Genomic DNA, 23445 nt, shown 5'->3' on the forward strand with positions numbered 1-23445 from the left:
GCGTGAGGCCCGCGGCGATCTCGAACCGCTCGCCGAGCCAGAGGTCGAGCAAGCGCCGCACGCGCGCCTCCAGCCCGCTGGCTTGCGCCGCCTCGGCGATGATCGCGTCGAGGCGATCCACCGCGCTCAGGATGCAGGCGGCGGCCAGATCCTCCTTCTTGCGGAAATAGTAGGTGACGGAGGTGGTGTTGAACCCCACCGCCGCCCCAACCTCGGCCAGGGTCAGGCCGGCGACGCCCTTGCGGTTGAGGATCGCCGACGCCGCCGCCACCAGGGTCTGGCGCTTCTGTTCGTACTTGGCCGTCGCAGGCGCGGTTCCGCTCACGACCGCAACCTAGTGCCCCGGCTCACCGGACCACAACGACCACCTTGCCGGTGGCCTGGCGGGAGGCGAGCCGCGCGATCGCCTCTCCGCCGCGTTCCAGGGGGAAGCGCTCGGTGATCTCCGGACGCGCCGCGCCCTCGCGGTAGAGGTCCATCAGGCGGCGCACATTGGCCGCTGACGCCGCGGGCTCCTTGGCGTTGAACAGGCCCCAGAAGACTCCGACGATCGCCGACCCCTTCAGCAAGGTGAGGTTGAGCGGCACCGCCGGGATCCCTGCCGTGAAACCGACCACGAGATAGCGGCCCTTCCAGCCGAGTGTTCGGACGGCAGGCTCGGCGTAGGCGCCGCCGACCGGGTCCAGCACCACGTCCGCCCCATCGGGCCCGCAGGCCTGCTTGAAAGCCTCGGCCAGGGCGCGCGAGGCAGCCTTGTCGATGTCTCCGGACGGATAGACCACCACCTCGTCGGCGCCGCGGCTACGCGCGAAGGCCGCCTTTTCTTCGGACGACACGGCGGCTACGACCCGCGCGCCGGCCGACTTTCCGAGCTCGATCCCCGCGATCCCGACGCCGCCGGCGGCGCCGAGCACCAGCAGGGTCTCACCCTCCTGCAACGCGCCGCGGTCGTGGAGGGCGTGGAACACCGTGCCGTAGGTCAGCAGGAACGCCGCGGCGTCCTCGAACGGCATCTCGTCGGGAATGGCGACGACGCGGTCGGCCTGGGCGAGCGCCACCTCCGCCATGCCGCCGGCATAGTTGGTGGCCAGCACCCGGTCGCCGGGCGTGAAGCCGGTGACGCCTTCGCCGAGCGCGCGGATCGTGCCCGCGAACTCGGCCCCCGGCGCGAACGGCCGCGGGGGCTTGAACTGATAGAGGTCCTGGATCACCAGCGCGTCGGGATAGTTCACCCCAACCGCATGAACGTCGATCGACACTTGGCCAGGGCCGGGTTGCGGTGCGGCGATGTCGGCAAGGACGAGGGTCTCGGGACCGCCGGCGGTGTTGGAAAGGAGCGCCTTCATCGGGTCAGTCGATCGTCGCGCCGCCGTCCACCACCAGCGCGTGGCCGGTGGTGAAGCTGCCCGCCGCCGAGGCCAGGAACACCGCTGCACCGGCGATCTCGTCCGGCTCGCCGATCCGCTTGAGCGGCGAGCCCCAGTCGCGGCTCTCGCGCGACGGGTCTTCCCACAGCGCCTTGGAGAAGTCGGTCTTGATCAGCCCAGGCGCGATGCAGTTGACCCGGATGTTGTGCGGGCCGAGTTCGCAGGCGAGGTTCCGCGCCAGCTGGAAGTCGGCGGCCTTGGAGACGTTGTAGGCGCCGATCGTCGTCGAGCCCTTCAGCCCGCCGATGGACGAGACAATGATGATCGCCCCATCCTTGCGCTCGATCATCTGCGGTGCGGTCATCTGGATCAGCCAGTGGTTGGAGAGGATGTTGTTCTCCAGCACCTTGCGGAACTGATCGTCGGAGATCCCAAGGTTCGGTCCGTAGTAGGGGTTCGAGGCGGCGTTGCAGACCAGGATGTCGATCTTGCCGAACGCCGTGTTCGCGGCGTCGACCAGCCGTTGCAGGTCGTCTTTCGACGAGATGTTGGCCGGGACGGGCAGGGCGAGTCCGGCCCCGAACTCGTCGTTGATGGCCTTGGCGGCCGCCTCGCAGGCGTCGGCCTTGCGCGACGAGATCACGACCTGGGCGCCGTGCTCGGCCATTCGGCGGGCGATGGCGAGGCCGATCCCGCGGGTCGAGCCGGTAATCACCGCCGTCTTGCCGCTCAGGTCGAAGAGGTTGGACATTCTTGGCTCCAGGTCATTGCGGTCAGGCCCCCGCCTTTTCGGCGAAGGACCAGGCGGTTGCGGCGAGGGGGCCGACGCGGGCCCCCATTTCCACGGCGTGCGCCGACGAGGCGTTTCCGTCCAGAGCGCGCTTCTTGACGCCCTGCAGGATGCCCGCCAGCCGGAAGAGGTTGTAGGCGAAGTACCAGTTGAGATCCGGGGCTCCGTCGCGACCCGTGGCTTGGCAATACCGCTCCACGACCGCCTCGATCGATGGGATGCCCAGCGCCGCGAGGTCCAGCCCGTCGAGGCTGTTGCGGCCGTCGGCGGGCATCGCCCAGTTCATCAGGAAGTAGCTGAAGTCGGCGAGGGGGTCGCCGAGCGTCGACAACTCCCAGTCGAGCACCGCCAGGATCCGGTTCTCGGTCGGGTGGAAGATGACGTTGTCGAGGCGGAAGTCGCCGTGGACGATGGACTCGCGATCCTGGGCCGGGACGGTGCGCGGCAGCCAGTCGATCAGGCGCTCGACAGCCTCGATCCGCTCGGTCTCGGCGTCGCGATACTGCCGAGTCCAGCGGCCGACTTGCCGGGCGAAATAGTTGCCGGGCTTGCCATAGTCGCCAAGGCCGATGGTGTCCGGGCGCAGGTTATGCAACTGGGCCAGGGTGTCGATGGCGGCGTTGAACACCTCGGTTCGGGCGGTGGTCGCCACGCCGGGCAGGGCCGCTTCCCAGAAGACGCGCCCCTCAACCATGTCCATCACATAGAACGCGGCCCCGATGACCCCGTCGTCTTCGCAAAGCACATGCGGCCGCGCGACCGGAAAGCCCGCGCCGTGTAGCGCGCTGATCACCCGGAACTCCCGGTCGACAGCGTGCGCCGAGGGCAGCAGCGGCCCGAACGGCTTGCGCCGCAGGACATAGGCCCCAGACGGGCTGTCGAGCCGGTAGGTGGGGTTCGACTGCCCGCCCTTGAACTGGCTGACCTGCAAGGGCCCGCGCCAACCATCCAGATTGACGGCCAGCCACTGTTCGAGCGCCGCCTCGTCAAAACGGTTTCGCTCGTCGACCGGCTTGACGCCGGAAAACCTCGCGTTGACCGCGCCGGCCTCCGTCATGATCAGGCGCCCGCCTTTTCCTTGCGGTTCTGGTGCTTGTTGAGCTCCATCCGCGCGATCGTCCGGGCGTGCACCTCGTCAGGCCCGTCGGCCAGGCGCAGCGTCCGGATCGAGGCGTACTTGCGGGCCAGACCGAAGTCGCTGGTCACCCCGCCGCCGCCGTGCGCCTGAATGGCGTCGTCGAGCACCTTCAGCGCCATGCGCGGCGCCGCCAGCTTGATCATCGCGATCTCGAGGCGGGCGGTCTTGTTGCCGGCCTTGTCCATCATGTCGGCGGCTTTCAGGCACATCAGCCGCGTCATCTCGATATCGAGCCGGGCGTTCGCGATCCGCTCCTCCCAGACCGAGTGATCGGCGATGCGCTTGCCGAACGCGGTGCGCGACAGCAGACGGCGGCACATCTTCTCCAGGGCGCGTTCGGCCGCGCCGATGGTCCGCATGCAGTGGTGGATGCGGCCGGGGCCCAATCGGCCCTGGGCGATCTCGAAGCCACGGCCTTCGCCGAGCACGATGTTCGAGGCCGGCACCCGGACGTTCTCCAGCAGCACCTCGGCATGGCCGTGCGGCGCGTCGTCGTAGCCGAACACCGGCAGCATACGCAGGACCTTCACGCCGGGCGCATCGAGCGGCACCAGCACCTGCGACTGCTGGGCGTGCGACGGTCCGTTCGGATCGGTCTTGCCCATCACGATGGCCAGCGCGCAGCGCGGGTCGCCGACGCCCGACGACCACCACTTGCGCCCGTTGATCACGTAGTGGTCGCCGTCACGGACAATGGAGGTCTCGATGTTGGTGGCGTCCGAGGACGCGACATCCGGCTCGGTCATCAGGAACGCCGAGCGGATCTGGCCCTCCATCAGCGGCCGGAGCCACTGCTTCATCTGCTCGGCGGTGCCGTAGCTGCGCAGCACTTCCATGTTGCCCGTGTCGGGCGCCGAACAGTTGAAGACCTCGGAGGCCCATTCAACCTTGCCCATCTCCTCGGCGCACAGCGCGTACTCGAGGTTGGTGAGGCCGGCGCCGCGATAGTCCGCTGGCTCGTCGGCCAGGGTCGGCATGAACAGGTTCCACAGGCCCTGCTCGCGCGCCTTGACCTTAAGGTCCTCGACGATCGCGGGCGTCTGCCAGCGGTCCTGTCCAAAGGCGGCCATCTGGTCGTGGTAGGTCTGCTCGGCCGGATAGACGTGCGCGTCCATGAAGGCGCGGACGCGGTCTCGCCACTGGGTCTGCCGCTCAGACAACGAGAAATCCATCAGCCGTCTCCATCCCTTCGAAGGCGCCCTCTACGGGGCACACCAGACATTCAAAATTGAGACGAACCGGAACGCCAGAAGATTCTTCGCCTCGGTGCGGATTTGGGCCTCTCCATACCGGAGTTTCAATCTCCGAATTGGCGCAGAGGTGTGGCGCGATCGCGAAAGCCGCATATTGTAGGCGACCCCGCCGGCATGGCGACACGGCTCAGGCGGGGAGCAGAACGACAAGTCGCAGTGTGATCGTTAGGGATTGTATGTCGGAAACAGTCACCCCCGCCGCCTCCATATCCGAGGTCGACGCCGCCCTGACGGCGGCTGGCGGACCCTTCGAAATCGAGCAGCGGGTCATCTTCGACCGGCCGGTGCGGGTGTGGAGGCACGCCCCCAACGACCTGCGCCAGGAGGTCCTGGACGCGCGGGCGTTCGGCGAGCGCCCGTTCCTGGTCCACGAGAACGACCGGGTAAGCTTCGAGGCCTTCTATCGCGCCGCCAGCGCCTTCGCGCGCCGGTTGACGGCGGACGGCGTCGGCCGTGGCGACCGGGTGGCGGTGATCGCCCGCAACCTGCCGGAATGGGTGGTCGCCTTCTACGGCGCGGTGATGACTGGCGCCGCCGTCGCGCCGCTGAATGCCTGGTGGACCGGGCGGGAGCTGGAATACGGCGTCGCCGATTCCGGCGCCCGCGTGGTCATCGCCGACTCCGAGCGCTGGCAGCGCTTCGCCCCGCATCGCGACGCCTGCCCGAAGCTGGAGCAGGTCTACACCATCCGCCATGGCGCAGAGCCCGGGACCACGCCGCTGGAGGATCTGCTCGGCGCTCCCAACGATTGGGGAAGCCTGCCAGACATCCCGCCGCCCGAGGTGGTGATCGACGCTGACGACGACGCGGCGATCTTCTACACCTCCGGCACCTCCGGTCTGCCGAAAGGCGCCCTGGCCACCCACCGCAACATCACCGCCAACGTCATGGCAGGCGCCTATACCGCCTCGCGCGCCCTGCTGCGCCGGGGCTTGCCGCTGCCGGCTCCCGACGCCCCGCCGCGGACCTACCTGATCGCGGTGCCGTTCTTCCACGTCACCGGCTTCTGCGCGAGCCTGCAGCCGGCCCTGACGCGAGGCTACAAGTGCGTGATGATGCGCAAGTGGGACACGGTCGAGGCCTTCCGTCTGATCGAGCGCGAACGGGTGACCAACGCCGGCGGCGTGCCCACCCTGGCCTGGCAGATGCTGCAGCATCCCGAGCGTGAGAAATTTGACCTCTCCTCGCTGACGGGCATCTCCTACGGCGGCGCGCCGGCGGCGCCGGAGCTCGTCGCCCAACTCAAGACCGCCTTCCCGCAGGCGCAGCCGGGCGTCGGCTGGGGGATGAGCGAGACCTGTGGCAGCTTCACCGGCTGTCTCGACCTTGACTACGAATTGAAACCGGCCTCGTCCGGGCTTCCCCTGCCGGTCGGCGAAGTCCGCATCGTCGATCTGGAAACCCTGGAAGACCTGCCGACCGGCGGGGTCGGCGAGCTGTGGGTCCGCGGCCCCAACGTCGTGAAGGGCTATCTCAACAAGCCGGAGGCGACGGCCGAGACCTTCGTGCAGGGCGGCTGGCTGCGCACCGGCGACCTCGCCTCGGTCGACGACGAGGGCTTCGTCTACATCGTCGATCGGGCGAAAGATGTGATCATCCGCGGCGGCGAGAACATCTATTCGATCGAGGTCGAGAGCGTGCTCGTCGAGCATCCCGGGGTCGCCGAGGCGGCCCTCGTCGCCCAGCCGCACCAGGTGCTCGGCGAAGAGCCCGTAGCGGTCGTCGTGCGCAGGGCGGGCGCTGCCGCCGATGAGGACGAATTGAAGGCCTTCGTCCGATCGCGGTTGGCCCCGTTCAAAGTTCCGGTACGGGTGGTGTTCTCGGGCGAACCCTTGCCGCGCAATGCGAATGGCAAGGTCATGAAGGCCGAAGTTCGCAAGTTGATTTGACCTGTCCGCGCATTTTTTGAAAGTTCGGTATTGACCTCCGGGGCGCTCCGCAGAAATGCTCCGGACCACTGAAGCGCCACGTTCATGGCGTTTGGGAGGCCCCAATTGGATCTGGAATTCACCCCAGACGAGATCGCGTTCCGTGAAGAGGCGCGCCGTTTCATCGCCGAGAATTATCCGGCCGAAACCCGTCGCAAGCAGGACGCCGGCGAAGAGCTCGGCAAGGAAGATTACCTGGCCTGGCACCGGGTGCTGGCCAAGAAGGGCTGGGTCGCGCCGTTCTGGCCGGTCGAGCACGGCGGCACCGGCTGGAGCGCCATCCAGCGCTACATCTGGGCTGAGGAACTGGGCCGCGCCAAGACGATCGGCATCATGCCGTTCGCCATCTCGATGGTCTCGCCGGTGATCTATACCTTCGGCACCGAAGAGCAGAAGAAGCGCTGGCTGCCGCCGACCTACAACGGCGACATCTGGTGGTGCCAGGGCTACTCCGAGCCGGGCTCGGGCTCCGACCTCGCCTCGCTCAAGACCCGCGCCGTGCGCGACGGCGACCACTACATCGTCAACGGCCAGAAGACCTGGACGACCCTGGCGCAGTTCGCCGACTGGGGCTTCTTCCTGGTCCGCACTGATCCCGACGCCAAGATCCAGGAAGGGATCAGCTTCCTGCTGATCGACATGAAGTCCCCCGGCGTCACCGTCCGCCCGATCATCACCATGGACGGCGAGCACGAGGTCAACGACGTCTGGCTGGAGGACGTCCGTGTCCCGGTCGAGAACCGCATCTACGAAGAGAACAAAGGCTGGACCTGCGCCAAGTTCCTGCTGGCCCATGAGCGCGCCGGCATCGCCCGCGTCGCGAACTCCAAGGCGGAGCTGCGCCGGCTACGGGCCGTCTCGGCGACGATCGAGGAGAACGGCCGGCCGCTGGCCGACGACCCGTTCTTCCGCCGCAAGATGGCCGAGCTCGAGATCGATCTCATCAGCCTCGAGTACAGCGATCTGCGCGTGCTCGCATCCGAGAGCCAGGGCAAGGGTCCGGGGCCGGCCTCCAGCCTGCTGAAGATCAAGGGGGCCGAGATCCAGCAGCACCTCACGGAACTCGCTGTCGAGGCCGCCGGCCCGCACATCCTGCCGCATGGTCAGCCCAAAGTGGGCGCCAACGACGGTCTCGCCGCGGACTACGCCCGCGACGTGGCGGACACCTACTTCAACACGCGCAAGGTCTCGATCTACGGCGGGTCGAACGAGATCCAGCGCAACATCATCGCCAAGGCGGTGCTGGGCCTCTAAGCCCGCGCCCCCAGCATAGGCCGTCACATGGACTTCAACTTCACTTCCGAGCAGGACCTCCTGCGCGACAGCCTGCAGCGCTACCTGCAGGACGCCTACGACTTTCCCACCCGGGAGGCGACGATCAAGGGCGAGGCCGGCTGGCGGCCCGAGGTCTGGAAAGCCTTCGCCGAGGAGCTGGGCATCCTCGCCGCGCCTTTCCCGGAAGAGCTGGGCGGCCTCGGCGGCGGCGCCGTGGACACTCTGGTGATTATGGAAACCCTCGGCGGCGCCCTGGTCGTCGAGCCTTTCCTCGAGACCGTCGTCCTGGCTGGCGGCGTGCTGAAACGCCTGGGCGGCGATCTGGCCGCCGACCTGATCGGAAAGATCATCGCCGGCGAGGCTACCTTTGCTTTCGCCCACAATGAGCCTGAGGTTCGCTACGGTCTGGCCGAGGTTTCGCTGGAGGCCGTGCAGAACGGCGACGGCTGGACGCTCAGCGGGGTGAAGGACGCGGTGAACGCCGCGCCGTGGGCCAGCCACCTCCTCGTCACCGCCCGCACCGCCGGCGCCCGCGGTGAGCGGGCCGGGGTCTCGCTGTTCCTGGTCGAAGCCGGGGCCAAGGGTCTCGCCCTCAGCACCTATCCAACTGTCGATGGCGGCCGCGCCGCCGACATCCGCTTCGACGGCGTGCCCGCTGTCCTTCTCGGCGAGGCCGGCAAGGGCCTCGATCTGCTGGAACCGGCGGTCGACGAGGCCACCGCCGCCGTCTGCGCCGAAGCCCTCGGCGTCATGCGCCGGCTGCATGCCGACACCCTCGACTACGCCAAGCAGCGCAAGCAGTTCGGACTGCCGCTGGCCGCCTTCCAGGTGCTGCAGCACCGCATGGTCGACATGTTCATCGCCATCGAGCAGGCGGTGTCGATCACCTACATGGCGACGATGAAGCTGGAGAAGCCGGCCGCCGAGCGCGCCCGCGCGATCTCCGCGGCCAAGGTGCGGGTCGGCAAGTCGTGCCGCGAGGTCGGGCAGAGCGCCATCCAGATCCATGGCGGCATGGGCATGACCATGGAACTGGCGGTCAGCCATTACTTCAAGCGCGCCACCGTCCTCGAGCAGATGTTCGGCGGGATCGACCACCACCTCAGCCGCTTCGAGAGCCTGCCGGCCGGATGATCGGCGTCAAGCGTGCTCCAGGCGGCGCGGTTGCGGATGGGCTGGACGCGCCAGCGGGGTCGTGAGCTGGCGGGCAAGCTCACGCATCTGTTCCAGGTCCTTCGGCCGCAACAGGTCTCCAGATAGGCCGAAGGCTGGCGAGGCGGTGTCCAGCACCACGCCGAGCGGCGTCGGCCAGCCGCGCAAGGCATGGATGGTGGCCCGTAGCGCCTGCAGCGCCAGGGCGCCGCCCTGGCCGCCGCCGCTGGTGACGATCAGCGCGGCAGCGCGGCCATCCAGGTAGGGACGGGCGTCGGTTCGCAGGTCTTCGATCACGTCCAGGGCGTTCTTCACCAGTCCTGACGGTCCGGCGTGATAACTGGGCGTGGCGATGATGATCCCGTCGGCGGCGCGGATCGCCTCGATAAATGCGAGCTGGCGGTCGTTGCGGATTGGGGCCTCGGGCCGGTAGATCGGAAGCTCGGCCAGCCAGGGCCCGCCGAACGTCAGCGTCCGGGCGCCCCGCGCCTCGGCCAAGCCGACCGCCGCCTGCAGGGCCAGTTCCGTGCTCGAACCCGGGCGGGTCGCCCCGCCCAGCGCAACGATCAGGGGGCTGTCAGACGACATCGCACGCCTCTTCGAAATCGAGGCGCGGCAGGCGCGGATGCTGTCCGTCGGCCCGGCCAAAGCCGATGTTGACCAGGAGGTTGGTGGTGATGTTCGTGCCGGCGAAGAATTCGGCATCGATCCCGGCCCGGTCGAAGCCGGACAGCGGTCCGGCGTCGAGGTCGAGGGCCCGGGCCGCCAGGATCAGGTAGGCGGTTTGCAGTGTGCTGTTCTTCAGCGCCGACTCTTCCGCCACCGACGGGTCCGCGAACCAGCTCGGCGCGCTGGGCGAATGCGGAAACAGCTTCGGCAGGTTGCGGACGAAGTCGCGGTCATAACCGACGATCGCGCACACCGGCGCTTCCGCCGCCTTCGGCCGATTGGTGCTCGACAGGTGGGGGAGGAGGCGGGCCTTGCCCGCCTCGCTGGTGACAAAAACGAACCTCGCCGGGCCGGAGTTGGCGGCCGTCGGACCCATCCGGGCCAGATCGTAGAGGCGCTTGAGCAGGTGAGACGGCACGGGCCGCGCCTGCCATCGCGTGAAGCTGCGCGCCTGCAGGAACAGGCGGTTCAGCCAGGCCTCCTCCACCGCTTCGGGCCGCGGCGGCGCTTTCCAGACGGGAAGGTCCATGGTCGGGTCAGATCCGCTCCGCGAGAAGTTTGCGGGCGGCGGCCAGCGGCCGCTCGTCCACCCATTCGTCCAGCGAGAAGTCGCGCTCGCTGAAGCCATGGACCCAGGTGAACTTCTTCTGCTGCTCGAACAGCGCCAGACGCTCGTCGTCCAGCGTCGGGTGGAGGTTGCGCAGGGCCTCGTCGCCGTAGGCCTCGCTCACAGCCGCCGCGCTGCCGCGGGTCTCGGCTTCCAGCACGGCGCGGACGCCGGCGAGGTTCGTTCGCGCCCACTCGGCCGCCCGCAGCGTCTGGTAGAGGAAGCGGACGAGGATATCGAAGTGATCCTCAATCAAGCTTTCGTGGACGGTGATCGGGCGCGGCGTGCCGTTGTTCACCCGGAACCGGCGGTCCGGCAGCTTGTCGAGGTTGATCCCGACCTCCAGGCCGAGCTCGCCCGCGGCGTCCACCGCCGAGGCGCCCTTGACGTAGACCGCGTCGATATCGCCGTCGGCGAGGGCGTCCAGCGACCAGAGGCGCGACAGGCCGCCGGAGCGCCCGGCGTCGTCGCCGCTCGGCCGGTTCGAGCGGCCGGTGTCGACTTCGACCAGCTGGACATCGTCGAGGGTCAGGCCGGCGGCCGCAAGCGCGCCCTTGTAGCCGTGCAGCGACATGCCGCGCGAGATGCTGCTGCCGCGCTGATGGCTGGGGATCGGGTGGTCGCTCCAGGTTGGCAGGGCCAGACGCCGTCCCTTGAGGTCGGCGGGCGAGTGAATGCCGCTGTCCGGGCGCACGATGATCGCCTGGTACTCGTCGATCCAGGTCAGCCCGACGAGGCGGGTCGGGGCGCCCTGGGCCCGCGCGCCGATAGCCAGCAGGTTGCCGCCTTCGCGGATCAGGGCCGGCAACTGGTGATCGTAGTGGTGGCGGCGGAGTTCGGAGCCGGCGAGGTCCTGCAAGGTCTCGACCGGCAGCTTCTCGCCGGCGAATTCGTCGGCCAGCCAACCGAGCTTGTAGGCCAGGCCCGTGGCGGTCGGCACCGGGCAGCGAGTGAACCAGATCTTGTCCAGGCTCGGGGCGGTGGGCGCTTCCGGCGCGGGCTTCACAATGGTCAGCGTGGTCATGGCTCGATCCTCCAGAGACGTGTCCGGGCAGGGCGCCGGCGTGGCCTCAGATAGGTCTGCCAGGCCGGGCGCTGTCCAGCCTGGGGTTCGGCCAAGAGACCGTTAGTTTCGCTTCGAAAAAGATAAAAAATTCCGCCAAAACAAGTGGTTGTAGAGGCGGTAAATCCTACCACTTAGATAGACTTAAATGACGGTTGAGCCTGGCTTCTTTGTGCCGGGACCCGCCCCCGGCCTAGCCTTTTCTCACCCAAGAGGGCGCTGACCCGGGGCGGAGAAGCGAGCACGTCAGAGGCTCAGCCCGCTCCCCGGCGACCCTCGCATCGAGGAGAACGGGGATACTATGTTTGTGCTGAATTCGGCGGAAACGGCGCGCCGCGCCGCCGCCGCTCGTGCTTCCCATCACGGGGTCCGGCGTCATGCGCTTTTGGCGGGCCTTTCCCTTACCGCCCTGGCCTATGCCGCCCCCGCTGCGGCCGGCGCCGCCGAGCAGGCGGCGGTCGTCGGATCGATCGCCGCCGTCGCCGCCGCGGACGCCACCGTCCTGGATGACGTGGTGGTCACCGCCCGCCGGCGCGAGGAGAACATCCAGGACGTCCCGATCGCCATCACGGCGCTCTCCGCCGACACCCTGGCGAAGAACGAGCAGATCCGCTTGGCGCAGGACGTGGTCTCCTTCGCCCCGAACATCAACTCGGTCGCCACGGATGGCCGCGAGCGGCCCCGCTGGTTCATCCGCGGCGTCGGCACCAACAACACCGACCCCAACGGCGTCAGCCCGGTCGGCGTCTATCGCGACGAAGTCTACATCGCGAATTTCTACGCCCAGGCGTTCCCGATCTTCGACCAGCAACGGGTCGAGATCCTGTCGGGGCCGCAGGGCACGCTCTGGGGCAAGAACACCACCGGCGGGGCGATCAACTTCGTCTCCAAGACGCCGGGCTTCGACACCAGCGGCTATGCTCGCGCCGTCGTCGGCAGCTTCGGCGAGAAGGGCTTGGAAGGGGCCGTCGGCGGATCGATCATCCCGGGCCTGCTGGCCGGCCGCATCGCCGTCTTTCATAACAGCGACAAGGGCTGGAACTACAACGTCTACGCCGCCGACGTGACGCCGCCGAACGCCACGGCCTGGCGGCTCGAGGACCGCAAGCGGATTGGCGCCAACAACGAAAGCGCCCTGCGCGCCCAGTTGCTGTTCACGCCGACGCCCGACGTCGACGTGACGCTGAACTACCATCTGCGCCGCTACAAGGGCGACCAGAACCCCTCCTACATCCTGCCCGATCTCTATATCGCGCCGGTCAACAACCCGACGTTCAACCAGGGCTACACCAGCCCGAACAACCCGCTGCCCTACGGCTATTCCTGGTTCGCGGGGAACGCCGAACAGACCATCGACAACGACGGCGGCCTGCTGCGCGTCGACTGGCGGATCAGCGAGGGTCTGAAGTTCACCTCGATCACGGGTTACGAGCAGAACAAGCTTGTGCGCTGGGCCGACGGGTCGACCTCGATCCCGCTCCACAACAACGCCTCGCGCCAGATCACGCCGGACCGGCAGATCAGCCAGGAATTCCGCCTGGCCTCGTCGGAGAGCGAGCGGCTGACCTGGATCGCCGGCGCCTTCTACTTCAAGGAAGACACCGTCTCGGAGTCGGCGGCGGCCAACCTCAACGTCTTCACCGCCCCGGCGGCGGGGCGCAGCTATTCGCTGACCTACACCAGCACCGACACCGAGAGCTTCGCCGCCTTCGGCAGCGCCACCCTCGACGTCACCGATCGGTTCAAGCTGACCGTTGGCGGACGGGCGACCCGCGAGGAGAAGACCTTCTCCCAGGCCTTCACGCTCGGCACGGGGCCGGTCTCGTTCCGCAACAACAACGAATGGTGGCTACCCGCCTCGGTGGCCTCGACGCTGGTCACCAATTCGGTCGCGAGCGTCTCGAAGACCTACGACGCCCTGACCTGGGACATCACGCCCGAATACCGCATCAACGACCGGGCCCTGGCCTACTTCCACTACAGCTACGGCTACCTGTCCGGCGGCTTCAACAACCGGCGCAACAACTCGGTCACCCCTGCGATCCAGCAGATCTTCGAGTACCAGCCGGAGAAGATCCACACCTACGAAGCGGGCCTGAAGACCACCTGGCTGGACGGCCGTCTGACCGCCAACGCCGCGGCCTTCTACTACGACTATCCGTCGATCCAGGTGCTGGTGATCCTGCCGACCACCGGCACCAACACCAACAGCACCGCGACGGTCGGCAACGGCTATTCCAACGCCGCCGGCGAGGTGAAGGGCTTCGAGCTGACACTGGAGGCCAACCCGGTCGACAACCTGCGCTTGCGCGCCGCCCTCGGCCTGCTCGACAGCAAGTACACCGACTTCCCGGTCCAGACCGGCATCAACTATCCGCGTCAGGGGCTGGTCAACGCGACCATCGACCCGACCGGCAACACATTCACCCGGGCGCCGAAGCGCACGCTGTCGCTGGGCGCGAACTACACCATCCCGCTGTTCGACGAGACCGCGCTCGAGCTGGGCGGCGAGTACCGCTACCTGTCGCGGCAGTACTTCAGTCCGACCCTGGCGGCCATCGACCCGACGCTGGAGCAGGGCGCCTACGGCCTCGTGAACGCCAACGCCGCCCTGACCTTCGGGGCTCGCGGCCAGCACCGCCTGTCGGTCTCGGTCCAGAACGCCACGGACAAGGAATACCTGATCCACGCTATCGCGCCGTCGAACAACGGCTCGTCGGCCAAGCAGGGCCGTCCGCGCAGCTACCTCGTCTCCCTCACCACCACCTTCTGAGGACGGAAGCGATGAGCCTCGCCATCGATCTCGGCCAGCGCCGGTCACGGCCAAGGAAGCCCGCCAAGGCTTCCGAAGCGGTCGGCGAGCCCCGTCGGCGCGGGCGGTGGGCGCATGTCGCCCCACCGCTGATCGTGCTCGGGGCCTGGACGGCGCTCAGCGCCAGCGGGCTTTTCCCGCGCGAGATCGTCGTGCCGCCGCAGCAGATCTGGGCGACCTTCGTCCAGCTCTGGGGCTCCGGCGAGCTGCCCGGCCACCTGGCCGGCAGCCTTAGCCGGCTGGCCACCGGCTACGGCCTGGGCGCGGCCATCGGCATCGCCCTCGGCGTCCTGATGGGCCTGTCGCGCCAGGCCGAGGCCTACATCCTGCCGAGCTTCCAGGTGATGCGGCAACTGCCGACCATCGCCTTGATCCCGGCCTTCATCATGATCTTCGGCGTCGGCGAGACGGTGAAGATCATCCTGGTGGCCAAGGCGACGGCCCTGCCGGTGGCGCTGGCGACCTTCCAGGGCGTGCGCGGCATCCCCAAGGTCTACTTCGACGTCGGCCGCCTCTACCGCGTCGGCCCGGTTCCGCTGTTCCTCAAGGTCGTGATCCCGGCCACCGTGCCGCCGGTGATCACCGGCCTGCGGATCGCTCTCGCCCGCTCGTGGATGGTGCTGGTCGGGGCCGAACTGCTGGTGGCCGACAGCGGCCTTGGGCAGCTCATGGAATGGGGTCGCCAGACCTTCCGGATCGACATCGTGCTGATGGGCGTCGTCCTGACCGGCCTCATTGGCTTCACCCTCGACAAGGGCTTCCGGGCCGGCGAGCGGGCTCTGTCCCCCGCCCGGGCACGGGGAGGCGAGCCATGAGCGACATCCGTATCTCCAGGACCCTTCGCGAGCGCCTGGCGCCCCTGCGCGGCTGGGTCCTGCCAATCCTGGCTCTGACGACCTGGAACATCCTGGCGCACAAGGACGCTGTCCACGCCTACGTCTTCGTGCCCCTCGAACAGGTCGGTGCGGCGTTGTGGGCCAAGGCGTCCGGCGGCGAGCTCTGGAGCTCCTGGGCGGCGAGCCTCGGCCGCACCGGCTCGGGTCTCCTCATCGGCTCCCTAGCCGGTATCGCCCTCGGGGCCATCATGGCGGTCTGGAAGTTGGCCGACACGCTGGTCAACCCGATCTACCAGGCCATCCGCCAGGTGCCGCTGCTCGGCTACATCCCGCTGATCAGCCTGTGGTTCGGCAACGGCGAGTCCTCGAAGCTGCTGATCATCTCGCTGGCCGCCTTCTATCCGACGGTGCTCAACACCTACGAGGGCATCCGCGGGGCCGATCCGAAGCATCTGAACGTCGGGAAGATCTTCCTGGCCAACCGTTGGCAGACGCTGCGGTACATCACCCTGCCGGGGGCCCTGCCGTCGATCGCGACCGGGGTGATGCAGGCCGTCGCCTTCGCCTGGCTGAGCTCGATCGGCTCGGAGATGTTCTTCAACCCCGGTCCGGGGCTCGGGAACATGATGCTGAACGGCCAGGCCGCGTTCCGCATGGATGTCGTTGTGCTCGCCGTGATCGTCATCGGCGTCACCGGCTTCCTCACCACCCAACTCGTCACCGTCGCCGCCGACCGCATGTTGCGGTGGCGGAGCGTCGTCCGCTGAGCGGCAAGGAAAGCGCCATGACCGTCCTCAACATCGCCGACTTCCACAACGCCCACACCCCCGCCCCGCGCGAGGAGACCCTGACCGTGGACGGCGTGTCCAAGAGCTACGTCATCAACCGCCAGCCGCTGAAGGTCCTGCAGGACATCGACCTCGGCTTTGCGCCGGGCGAGTTCGTCAGCATCGTCGGCCGGTCGGGCTGCGGGAAGTCGACCTTGCTGCGGCTGATCGCGGGCCTCGAGGCCGGCTACACCGGCGAGATCAGCCTCGACGGCGAGCCGATCCGCTCCACCAGCCTCGACCGCGGCCTGGTTTTCCAGGACCCCTCGCTGCTGCCGTGGATGACGGTGCGCGAGAACGTCGCCTTCGCCCTGATCAACCACCATGACCTGTCGGCCGCCGAGAAGGCGGAGCGGGTGGCCGAACACATCTCCCTCGTGGGCCTCGCCGGGTTCGAGACCGCCTATCCAAAGGAGCTGTCCGGCGGCATGGCCCAGCGGGCGGCCATCGCCCGCGCCCTCGTCAGCCAGCCCAAGGTGCTGCTGCTCGACGAGCCGCTCGGCGCCCTCGACGCCCTGACCCGGGTCCACCTGCAGGGCGAACTGCAGCGCATCTGGCAGCAGCAGAACGCCACCATGATCATGGTCACCCATGACGTTGAAGAGGCCGTCTACCTGGGAGACCGCGTGGTGATCATGGACGCCCACCCCGGCCGCATCCGCCGGGTGGTCGACATTCCCCTTCCGCACCCTCGCGACCGCGCGGCTCCGGCCCTGCACGCCTATCGCGACGAGGTGCTGGCCGACCTGATGGATGGAGCTACTCGATGACCTTCCCGACCATTGGCCCGATCGCCGGCGTCTCGCGCCGCGACCTCCTGCTCGGCGCCGCGGGGCTCGGCCTCGCCGGCTGCGGCGGGGGCGGCGGCAAGACCGAAGGCCAGACGATCAAGATCGCCGTCGTGTCGTCCTATACCGACGGCCAGGTGCGGCTTTCCGGGGTCGACTACGCCATCGAAAAGCAGGGCTGGCTGCGCCAGGAGCTGGAAAAGCGCGGGGCCAGGCTCGAGTGGTTCCCGGCCCCGAACGCGGCCGTCGGCCCCATCGTCAACGAAGCCTTCGCCAACCACCAAATCCAGTTCGCCGGCTACAGCGACCTGCCGTCGATCATCCTCAACGCCAGCGGAACCAGCGGCAAGACCAAGCTGCTGGTGCCTGGCAACCCGTCGGAATCCTATCTGATGGTTCCGACCGGCTCGACGGCCAAGTCGATCACGGACCTCAAGGGCAAGCGGCTGGCCATCCACCGCGGCCGGCCGTGGGAGCTGCCGCTGCTGCGGCTGCTGGATTCGCACGGCCTCACCTACGACGACTTCCAGATCTACAACATCAACCCCGAGGCCGGCTCGGCCGCCGTCGCCACCGGCGGCGTCGACGCCCTGTTCTCGATCTCGCCGTTCAGCCTGGAAGAGCGGGGCGTGGCCAAGATCATCTGGTCGACCGCCGACCAGCCGCTGCACTGGAAGAGCTGGGGCGGGTTCTACGGCTCGCGCCGGTTCCTGGAGCAGCAGCCCGAACTCGCCCAGTTGGTCGTCACCGCCTACGTGCGCGCCGCTCACTGGATCTCCCAGCCGGAGAACAAGGAGGAGATCATCCTCCTGGGCACCCGCAACGGCACGCCCGAGCGGATCGTCCGGCGCACCTACGACGAGACCAACGTCAGCTGGAAAGACCGCTGGTCGCCGCTGTTCCCGCCGGAGATCTACACCCACTACCGCGACGCCACGGCCTTCGCGCGCAAGCACGGGATCATTTCCGGCGACATCGACGTCGACGAGTTCCTCGACGACAGCCTGGTCAAGGTCGCCCTCAATGACCTGGCCCTCACCCAATACTGGACCAACACCAAGGTCGGCCCGGCCGCCGCGCCCGTGGCCGCGCCCGCCGCAACGCCGGGCCCGGCCCCCGTCAAGGAACCCACCGCATGAGCCTCGAAGTGTTCTGGCGCCTGCCCGCCAACGGCGACGGCCGCACCCACGACAAGTCCACCTGGACTCGCGGCGACCATCAGGGCGTCCCGGCCCGACCGCACGCCTTCGCCCGCATCGAGGGCGGCGACGACCGCTTCAACTACTTCGACCACCTGGCGCAGGTCGCCCGCGCGGCGGAGCTGTCCGGTTTCGACGGCGTGGTGATCCCGCAGACGGACGAGGGCGAGGAGCCGCTGATCGTCGCCGGCGCCCTGGCCCGCGAGGCGCGGCGCATTCGCCTCGCGCCACAGCTGCCGGCGCATTTCCTGTCAGCGGTCTACACCGCCAAGATCGCCACCAGCTTCCAGCGCCTGACCGGCGGCCGGCTGGTGCTCAACTTTGCGGTCGCGGCGCCGCAGGCGGGCGCGTGGCACGGCCACGACTGGAGCGAGGCCGAGCAGATCGCCCGGTTGGACGAGTTCCTGACGGTGCTGAAGGGTGTCTGGGGCCAGCCGCCCTTCACCTTCGAGGGGCGGTACTACGAGGTGCTGAACGGCGGCTTCGCCGGACCGCTCGCCGGCCAGTTGCTGCCGCAGATCCAGCTTTCCGGCGAAAGTCCGGAGGCGCTCGATCTCAGCGCGCGCCACGCGGACGTCCACATCTTCAAGGCGGCTTCGCCGGACGCGGTGGCCAACCGGATTTCCGAGTTGCGGACCCGCGCCGCCGCTCAGGACCGCGCTGTGCGGTTCGGTGTCGAGGCCGAGCCCATCGCCCGCCACGACCGCAAGGAGGCCGACGCCGCTGGCGCCGAACGCTGGCCCAACGGCGCGCCGGACCCGGGCCTCGTCGGGACCTTCGCCGACGTCGCGGACCGCTTCGCGCAGTACCACGCCGCCGGCGTGGAGGTGCTGTTGCTGGGCGCCCATCCGCACCTCGAGGAGGCCTACCGCATCGCCCAGAACCTGCTGCCGCGACTGCCCGGTCGGGCAGAGCCGCTCCGCAAGACCGCTTAAGTCCAAGGAAGACGAAGATGGTGCAATTTCACTGGCGCCTGCCGACCCACGGCGATCGCGCCGACGTCGCCCTGCCGCGCGACAGCCGCGGCGACTGGACCGCCCTGGAGCCGGGCCACCAGACGCCAGGCCTGGTCGACGCCTCGCCCTACCATGACCACCTGCTGGAGATCGCCCGCTCGGCCGAGCTGGCGGGCTTCGACGGGGCGCTGATCCCCTCGTTCCCCAACACGGACGACCCGTGGGTGATCGCCTCGTCGATCGCGCGGCACACCAAGGCGCTGCGGTTCATGATCGCCTTCCAGCCGCCGTGGATTAACCCGGTCTATGCGGCCAAGGCGGCGGCGACGCTGCAACGCCTGTCGGGTGGCCGGCTGCTGTTCAACATCATCACCGGCGGTGGCGGACCGGGCCAGCTATGGTGGGGCGACCGCATCGCCCACGACGACCGCTATCAACGCACCACTGAGTTTCTCGACGTCTTCGAGGGCGTCTGGAACGGCGGCCCGTTCACCCACGAGGGCAAGTTCTACAAGGTCACCGACGCCGGCCTCCCGGTTCCGCTGGCCGGGCAGGTGCGGCCGGAGCTCTATTTCGCTGGCTCTTCGGACGCGGCGCTCGCGGCTCAGGCTCGCCACGCCGACTTCAACCTGACCCACATGGAGCCACTGGAGAACCTGAAGCGCAAGTTCGGCCGGGTGCAGGACCTGGCGTCGAAAGACGGCCGCGACGTCAAGCCGGCGATCCGCCTCAACGTCCTGGCCCGCAAGACCGAGGAAGAGGCCTGGGCCGAAGTCCGCCGCGGCTGGGCCAACGTGGATTGGGAGGCGCGCGAGCGGGCGCTCGCTAACTTCCGCCGCGGCGACGCGGTCGGCTCGCCGGTGCCCGAACACCTGCGCCCTTCGGCCGACAAGGACCCGAAGGACCTGCAGATCGACGGCTTCTTCTCCGGTCTCCAGGTCCTCGGCGCCAACGGCAGCCCGCTCGGCATCGTCGGCTCCTACGAGACGGCGGCGGAGCGTATCGACACCCTCATCAACCTGGGCGTCGGCGGCCTGATCCTGGCCGGCGTCCCGCACCTCGAAGAGGCGCTCCGGGTCGGCGAGGAGGTCCTGCCCCTTGTCCGCGGCCGCCGCGAACCCCTCGCCAATCCCGCCAACGCCATCGCCGCCGAATAGCGGCCGTATCCCGGAGACACACCATGTCGCAACCTGCCCTTTCCGCCGCCGCCCTCGAAGCGGTCCTCCAGGCCCAGAAGGACGCCCGCAAGGCGTTCCGCGTCCTGCGCGAGACCCGCACCCTGTCGGCCAGCGGCACCCTATCCTTCACCCACCGGATCCCGGGCGAGGAGATCCTCGTCAACCTCGGCTACACCGGCCCCTGGGGCGACGACCTCGACGAGGTCCGCACCTCGGTCGTCGGCTTCGACGGCACGGTCTACCTCGGCAAGAGCCCGGGCGGGGAGGGGCGCTACACCAAGCTCTTCCGCGAGCACCCGGACGTCACCACCATCAGCCACATCCACACGCCCTACCTCGGCGCCTATGCCCAGGCCCATTCGAAGCTGCCGTTCCTCTATGTGCCGGTGCAGCGCCACCGCTTCGTGCGCGAGCTGCCGGTCTACATCGACCGCCGCCAGGCCGAGGTCGACTTCATCGTCGAGCAGCTGAAGGTCGACTCCGAAATCCCCGGCATCGTCGAGGCCAACGGCGGCGCGACCATCTGGGGCAAGAAGGGTCTGATCGCCCTCGCCGACTCTATCCTGCTGCTGGAGGAGGGCGCCTACTTCCAGGTCCTCGCCACCGGCCTCGGCGGCTCGCAGCCGCTCGGCCCGGGCGTGCTGCAGCAGCAGTGGCGGATGAGCGGGCTCGTGCCGCGCAACGCCACCGTCGACCAGGACGGCCGCATCCATCAGCCGGTCGCCGCCGAATAGGCGGCGGCTCGGCCGGGCGGCTGGCTCTTTCCTCCCCAGGAAGCCAGCCGCCCACCTTTTCCAGCCCGGCGTCGCCGGGTCTTTCCTTTAAGAGCGATCCGCCCGCGCCATGAGCAACATCTGGAAAATCATCCAGCTGATCCCCGAATACCGCTGGCGGATCGTCACGCTGATCCTCTCCAGCGCGGTGCTTGGCCTGGGCGCGACCGCCACGCCCTACATCTTCCGCGAGATCGTCAACACTATCTCGGCCCTCGGCGCCGGCCGGATCACCGCCGACCAGGCGGCGGCCACCGCTCTGCTCACCGTCGGCCTGTTCGCCGGCATTCGGGTGTTCGTGGCGGTGTTCGGATACTGGCAGGAGTACCAGTCGGATCAGCTCTGGCTGCACTCCATAAGCACCCTGCGCCGGCGGGTCTTCGAGACCATGACGCGGCTGTCGCTGGACTATTACGAGCGCACCCGGGTCGGCGACGTGATGGACCGGTTCGGCAACTCGATCACCATCACCCAGTGGTTCTCGCAGCTGTCGGAAGGTACGCTGGCGCAGATCCTGACCCTGCTGTTCGGCGCCGCAGTGCTGCTGGTCAAGGCGCCGCTCGTCGGCGTCGTGATGCTGGCGCTGATCCCCTACAACCTGGTCAGTTCGTACCACGCGGTGAAGAAGACCAAGCCGCTGCGCCGCAAGTGGAACAGCCTGGTCGGCCAGATGAGCGGCCTGCTGAACGAGATGGTAAGCCAGATCACCACGGTACGTAGCTTCGCCGGCGAGGGCGCGGTTCAGCGCCGCTATGACGATGTCCAGGCCGAGTGGTGGCAGGTCCGCACGGCCGAGACGACGATCGAACAGCGCTCGGCGGCGCTGACCAACCTCGTCAACGCTCTGGCGGTGATCGGCGCCATCGCCTGGGTCACCTGGGGCGCGCTGCAGGGGCGGCACACCGTCGGCGACATCCTGCTGGTCTTCGTTCTGACCCAGGGTGTCATCACCGCCCTGACGCCGATCGCCCGGCTGGTGAACACCACCGGCGACGTCGAGGCCGCCGCCGAACGGCTGGCCGAACTGCTCGACGCCCGCACATCCGTGGTCGACGCCCCCGACGCGATCGCCGCCGGTCCGATCTCCACGGTGGAATTCCGCGACGTCAGCTTCACCTACCCGGGCCAGCGGCGCCCCGCGCTGCGCGGTGTCTCGTTCAAGGCCGAAGCCGGCAAGACCCTGGCCCTGGTCGGGCCGAGTGGTTCGGGCAAGTCGACGATCATCAAGCTGACCATGCGCTTCTACGATCCGGACGAAGGCGAGATCCTGATCAATGGGGTCGACATCCGCCGCTACACCCAGGACAGCCTGCGCGGCCAGATCGGCGCCGTGCTTCAGGACATCGCCCTCTTCAACGACTCCATCGGCGACAACATCAGCTTCGCCAAGGACCGCGCGAGCCGGGACGAGGTCGTCGCCGCCTGCACCGCGGCCCACGCCCATGAGTTCATCTCTCGCATGCCTGAAGGCTACGAAACCCTCGTCGGCGAGCGCGGCGTGCGTCTCTCCGGCGGCGAGAAGCAGCGGATCGCCATCGCGCGCGCCATGCTGCGCGATCCGCACCTGATCATCCTCGACGAGGCGACCAGCGCCCTCGATACCGAGTCAGAGGTGCTGGTGCAGGACGGGCTCAAACGGCTGATGTCGGGCCGCACCTCGATGGTCATCGCCCATCGCTTCAGCACCATCGTCAGCGCCGACAAGATCCTCGTGATGCAGGACGGCCAAGTGAAGGAGGAGGGCGATCATGCCAGCCTCGTCGGCCAGGCCGGCGGCCTCTATGCCCGCCTACACAGCCTCCAGAATGGCCTGGCGGCCTGACCGCAGGCTCGCTCGCGCCTATATTCCCTTCTCAGGATTTCAGACGGAGGACTTCCGATGACGCTCGCGATCGGCGACCTCGCCCCGAATTTCCAGGCCGACACCACCGAAGGCCGAATTGATTTCCACCAATGGCTCGGCGACAGCTGGGGCGTGCTGTTCAGCCACCCGAAGGACTTTACGCCGGTCTGCACGACCGAACTCGGCGCCGTCGCTCGCCTGAAGCCGGAGTTCGACCGGCGCGGGGTCAAGGTGATCGGATTGTCGGTCGATCCGGTCGACGACCACGGCCGCTGGGCCGCCGACATCGAGGAGACCCAGGGCGCGAAGGTCAATTATCCGCTGATCGGCGACACCGACTTGGCGGTGTCCAAGGCGTGGGGCCTGCTGCCCGCCGCGGTGGACGGCGGCTCCGCGGGGCGCACGGCGGCCGACAACCAGACGGTCCGCAACGTCTTCGTCATCGGGCCGGACAAGCGCATCAAGCTCATCCTCGTCTATCCGATGACCACCGGCCGGAACTTCGACGAGATCCTGAGGGTCATCGACAGCCTGCAACTGACCGCCACGCACCGCGTCGCCACGCCCGCCGACTGGAAGCAGGGCGAGGACGTGATCATCGCCGGCTCGGTGTCCAACGACGAAGCCAGGACGCTCTACCCGGAAGGCTGGAAGGAGCCGAAGCCGTACATCCGTATCGTGCCGCAGCCGCGCTAGATCCCGGCCCCGTCGATGATGTCGCCCATCGCCTCGGCCTTTAGCCAGGCGATGAAGGCCCGCACCGGCGGCAACAGGGTCCGTCCGCGCGGCCAGACCAGCCAGTAGACGAACTTCAGCGGCGTGACGTCCGGCAGCAGCGACGCAAGCCGACCAGCTTGGATGTCCCGCTCGGCCAGGGTGCGCTTGATCAGGGCGACGCCCTTGCCGGCCACCGCCTCGTCGATCACCAGGCTGGCGTCGCTGTAGCGCGGGCCATCGAGGCTGCGCAGGTCGTCGACGCCGCGCGAACGCA

22 protein-coding genes are annotated in these 23445 nt (G+C 68.4%); 13 read left to right on the forward strand and 9 right to left on the reverse strand.

Features of this window, described 5'->3' with window-relative positions:
* The 5 genes from ACILRF_RS06455 to ACILRF_RS06475 form a co-directional block, all read right to left on the reverse strand.
* On the reverse strand, positions 1-325 hold a 325-nt coding region (locus tag ACILRF_RS06455), incomplete at its 3' end, for a TetR/AcrR family transcriptional regulator (protein ID WP_395671456.1).
* A gap of 22 nt (positions 326-347) precedes the next feature.
* Positions 348-1346 (reverse strand): NADPH:quinone oxidoreductase family protein, encoded by a 999-nt coding sequence (locus ACILRF_RS06460; RefSeq protein ID WP_395671457.1) that lies wholly within the window; start codon positions 1344-1346, stop codon positions 348-350.
* A 4-nt stretch (positions 1347-1350) separates the two neighbouring features.
* The gene (locus ACILRF_RS06465; RefSeq protein WP_395671458.1) at positions 1351-2118 is read right to left on the reverse strand and encodes an SDR family oxidoreductase; all 768 of its coding nucleotides are present in this window, start codon (positions 2116-2118) and stop codon (positions 1351-1353) included.
* 22 nt (positions 2119-2140) lie between these two features.
* Entirely contained in the window at positions 2141-3214 is a 1074-nt protein-coding gene (locus ACILRF_RS06470; RefSeq protein ID WP_395671459.1) for a phosphotransferase family protein, read from the reverse strand.
* Between the two features lie 2 nt (positions 3215-3216).
* Complete coding sequence (locus tag ACILRF_RS06475) at positions 3217-4467, reverse strand: acyl-CoA dehydrogenase family protein (protein WP_395671460.1); 1251 nt, start codon at positions 4465-4467, stop codon at positions 3217-3219.
* Between the two features lie 257 nt (positions 4468-4724).
* Between ACILRF_RS06475 and ACILRF_RS06480 the strand changes: the two genes are divergently transcribed.
* The 3 genes from ACILRF_RS06480 (at position 4725) to ACILRF_RS06490 (ending at position 8885) form a co-directional block, all read left to right on the forward strand.
* Complete coding sequence (locus ACILRF_RS06480) at positions 4725-6437, forward strand: class I adenylate-forming enzyme family protein (RefSeq protein WP_395671461.1); 1713 nt, start codon at positions 4725-4727, stop codon at positions 6435-6437.
* Positions 6438-6542: 105 nt separating this feature from the next.
* Positions 6543-7730 (forward strand): acyl-CoA dehydrogenase family protein, encoded by a 1188-nt coding sequence (locus ACILRF_RS06485; protein WP_395671462.1) that lies wholly within the window; start codon positions 6543-6545, stop codon positions 7728-7730.
* Positions 7731-7757: 27 nt separating this feature from the next.
* A complete protein-coding gene (locus ACILRF_RS06490) occupies positions 7758-8885 on the forward strand; it encodes an acyl-CoA dehydrogenase family protein (protein WP_395671463.1) in 1128 nt (375 codons plus the stop codon).
* A gap of 6 nt (positions 8886-8891) precedes the next feature.
* Here ACILRF_RS06490 and ACILRF_RS06495 read toward each other — a convergent pair whose 3' ends face one another.
* Genes ACILRF_RS06495 through ACILRF_RS06505 form a run of 3 tightly spaced genes read right to left on the reverse strand, consistent with a single transcriptional unit; the run spans position 8892 to position 11203 of the window.
* On the reverse strand, positions 8892-9491 hold the full coding sequence (locus ACILRF_RS06495) for an NADPH-dependent FMN reductase (protein WP_395671464.1): 600 nt from the start codon (positions 9489-9491) through the stop codon (positions 8892-8894).
* Positions 9481-10101 (reverse strand): malonic semialdehyde reductase, encoded by a 621-nt coding sequence (locus tag ACILRF_RS06500; protein WP_395671465.1) that lies wholly within the window; start codon positions 10099-10101, stop codon positions 9481-9483. Before ACILRF_RS06500 ends, ACILRF_RS06495 begins: the two co-directional genes overlap by 11 nt.
* Before the next feature lie 7 nt (positions 10102-10108).
* Positions 10109-11203 (reverse strand): ABC transporter substrate-binding protein, encoded by a 1095-nt coding sequence (locus ACILRF_RS06505; protein ID WP_395671466.1) that lies wholly within the window; start codon positions 11201-11203, stop codon positions 10109-10111.
* Positions 11204-11627: 424 nt separating this feature from the next.
* On the opposite strand from ACILRF_RS06505, the gene ACILRF_RS06510 reads away from it, so the two are divergent.
* The 10 genes from ACILRF_RS06510 to ACILRF_RS06555 all read left to right on the forward strand — a co-directional run bounded on the left by ACILRF_RS06510 (position 11628) and on the right by ACILRF_RS06555 (position 23150).
* On the forward strand, positions 11628-14015 hold the full coding sequence (locus ACILRF_RS06510; RefSeq protein ID WP_395671467.1) for a TonB-dependent receptor: 2388 nt from the start codon (positions 11628-11630) through the stop codon (positions 14013-14015).
* Between the two features lie 11 nt (positions 14016-14026).
* A complete protein-coding gene (locus ACILRF_RS06515) occupies positions 14027-14869 on the forward strand; it encodes an ABC transporter permease (RefSeq protein ID WP_395671468.1) in 843 nt (280 codons plus the stop codon).
* On the forward strand, positions 14866-15657 hold the full coding sequence (locus tag ACILRF_RS06520; RefSeq protein ID WP_395671469.1) for an ABC transporter permease: 792 nt from the start codon (positions 14866-14868) through the stop codon (positions 15655-15657). The genes ACILRF_RS06515 and ACILRF_RS06520 overlap by 4 nt, the downstream gene beginning before the upstream one ends.
* 17 nt (positions 15658-15674) lie before the next feature.
* The gene (locus ACILRF_RS06525) at positions 15675-16487 is read left to right on the forward strand and encodes an ABC transporter ATP-binding protein (RefSeq protein ID WP_395671470.1); all 813 of its coding nucleotides are present in this window, start codon (positions 15675-15677) and stop codon (positions 16485-16487) included.
* Positions 16484-17644 (forward strand): ABC transporter substrate-binding protein, encoded by a 1161-nt coding sequence (locus ACILRF_RS06530; RefSeq protein WP_395671471.1) that lies wholly within the window; start codon positions 16484-16486, stop codon positions 17642-17644. The genes ACILRF_RS06525 and ACILRF_RS06530 overlap by 4 nt, the downstream gene beginning before the upstream one ends.
* Entirely contained in the window at positions 17641-18639 is a 999-nt protein-coding gene (locus ACILRF_RS06535; protein ID WP_395671472.1) for an LLM class flavin-dependent oxidoreductase, read from the forward strand. The genes ACILRF_RS06530 and ACILRF_RS06535 overlap by 4 nt, the downstream gene beginning before the upstream one ends.
* 17 nt (positions 18640-18656) lie before the next feature.
* A complete protein-coding gene (locus ACILRF_RS06540) occupies positions 18657-19817 on the forward strand; it encodes an LLM class flavin-dependent oxidoreductase (protein ID WP_395671473.1) in 1161 nt (386 codons plus the stop codon).
* 23 nt (positions 19818-19840) lie between these two features.
* On the forward strand, positions 19841-20572 hold the full coding sequence (locus ACILRF_RS06545) for a class II aldolase/adducin family protein (RefSeq protein ID WP_395671474.1): 732 nt from the start codon (positions 19841-19843) through the stop codon (positions 20570-20572).
* Between the two features lie 109 nt (positions 20573-20681).
* Positions 20682-22433, forward strand: coding sequence for an ABC transporter ATP-binding protein (locus ACILRF_RS06550; RefSeq protein WP_395671475.1), 1752 nt, complete (start codon positions 20682-20684; stop codon positions 22431-22433).
* Between the two features lie 57 nt (positions 22434-22490).
* Positions 22491-23150 (forward strand): peroxiredoxin, encoded by a 660-nt coding sequence (locus ACILRF_RS06555; protein WP_395671476.1) that lies wholly within the window; start codon positions 22491-22493, stop codon positions 23148-23150.
* Here ACILRF_RS06555 and ACILRF_RS06560 read toward each other — a convergent pair.
* A partial coding sequence (locus ACILRF_RS06560) for a LysR substrate-binding domain-containing protein (protein ID WP_395671477.1) occupies positions 23147-23445 on the reverse strand: 299 nt, incomplete at its 5' end. The two genes, ACILRF_RS06555 and ACILRF_RS06560, sit on opposite strands and share 4 nt — an antisense overlap.

The sequence above is a fragment of the Phenylobacterium sp. genome (genome assembly GCF_044236515.1).
Lineage (GTDB): Bacteria > Pseudomonadota > Alphaproteobacteria > Caulobacterales > Caulobacteraceae > Phenylobacterium.

Excerpts from the sequence above, each read along its gene's own strand:
- ACILRF_RS06470 (WP_395671459.1), bottom strand. The coding sequence starts at position 3,214 with ATGACGGAGGCCGGCGCGGTCAACGCGAGGTTTTCCGGCGTCAAGCCG.
- ACILRF_RS06535 (WP_395671472.1), top strand. The coding sequence starts at position 17,641 with ATGAGCCTCGAAGTGTTCTGGCGCCTGCCCGCCAACGGCGACGGCCGC.
- ACILRF_RS06465 (WP_395671458.1), bottom strand. The coding sequence starts at position 2,118 with ATGTCCAACCTCTTCGACCTGAGCGGCAAGACGGCGGTGATTACCGGC.
- ACILRF_RS06520 (WP_395671469.1), top strand. The coding sequence starts at position 14,866 with ATGAGCGACATCCGTATCTCCAGGACCCTTCGCGAGCGCCTGGCGCCC.
- ACILRF_RS06495 (WP_395671464.1), bottom strand. The coding sequence starts at position 9,491 with ATGTCGTCTGACAGCCCCCTGATCGTTGCGCTGGGCGGGGCGACCCGC.
- ACILRF_RS06480 (WP_395671461.1), top strand. The coding sequence starts at position 4,725 with ATGTCGGAAACAGTCACCCCCGCCGCCTCCATATCCGAGGTCGACGCC.
- ACILRF_RS06530 (WP_395671471.1), top strand. The coding sequence starts at position 16,484 with ATGACCTTCCCGACCATTGGCCCGATCGCCGGCGTCTCGCGCCGCGAC.
- ACILRF_RS06460 (WP_395671457.1), bottom strand. The coding sequence starts at position 1,346 with ATGAAGGCGCTCCTTTCCAACACCGCCGGCGGTCCCGAGACCCTCGTC.
- ACILRF_RS06545 (WP_395671474.1), top strand. The coding sequence starts at position 19,841 with ATGTCGCAACCTGCCCTTTCCGCCGCCGCCCTCGAAGCGGTCCTCCAG.
- ACILRF_RS06500 (WP_395671465.1), bottom strand. The coding sequence starts at position 10,101 with ATGGACCTTCCCGTCTGGAAAGCGCCGCCGCGGCCCGAAGCGGTGGAG.
- ACILRF_RS06550 (WP_395671475.1), top strand. The coding sequence starts at position 20,682 with ATGAGCAACATCTGGAAAATCATCCAGCTGATCCCCGAATACCGCTGG.
- ACILRF_RS06490 (WP_395671463.1), top strand. The coding sequence starts at position 7,758 with ATGGACTTCAACTTCACTTCCGAGCAGGACCTCCTGCGCGACAGCCTG.
- ACILRF_RS06475 (WP_395671460.1), bottom strand. The coding sequence starts at position 4,467 with ATGGATTTCTCGTTGTCTGAGCGGCAGACCCAGTGGCGAGACCGCGTC.
- ACILRF_RS06555 (WP_395671476.1), top strand. The coding sequence starts at position 22,491 with ATGACGCTCGCGATCGGCGACCTCGCCCCGAATTTCCAGGCCGACACC.
- ACILRF_RS06505 (WP_395671466.1), bottom strand. The coding sequence starts at position 11,203 with ATGACCACGCTGACCATTGTGAAGCCCGCGCCGGAAGCGCCCACCGCC.
- ACILRF_RS06525 (WP_395671470.1), top strand. The coding sequence starts at position 15,675 with ATGACCGTCCTCAACATCGCCGACTTCCACAACGCCCACACCCCCGCC.
- ACILRF_RS06515 (WP_395671468.1), top strand. The coding sequence starts at position 14,027 with ATGAGCCTCGCCATCGATCTCGGCCAGCGCCGGTCACGGCCAAGGAAG.
- ACILRF_RS06540 (WP_395671473.1), top strand. The coding sequence starts at position 18,657 with ATGGTGCAATTTCACTGGCGCCTGCCGACCCACGGCGATCGCGCCGAC.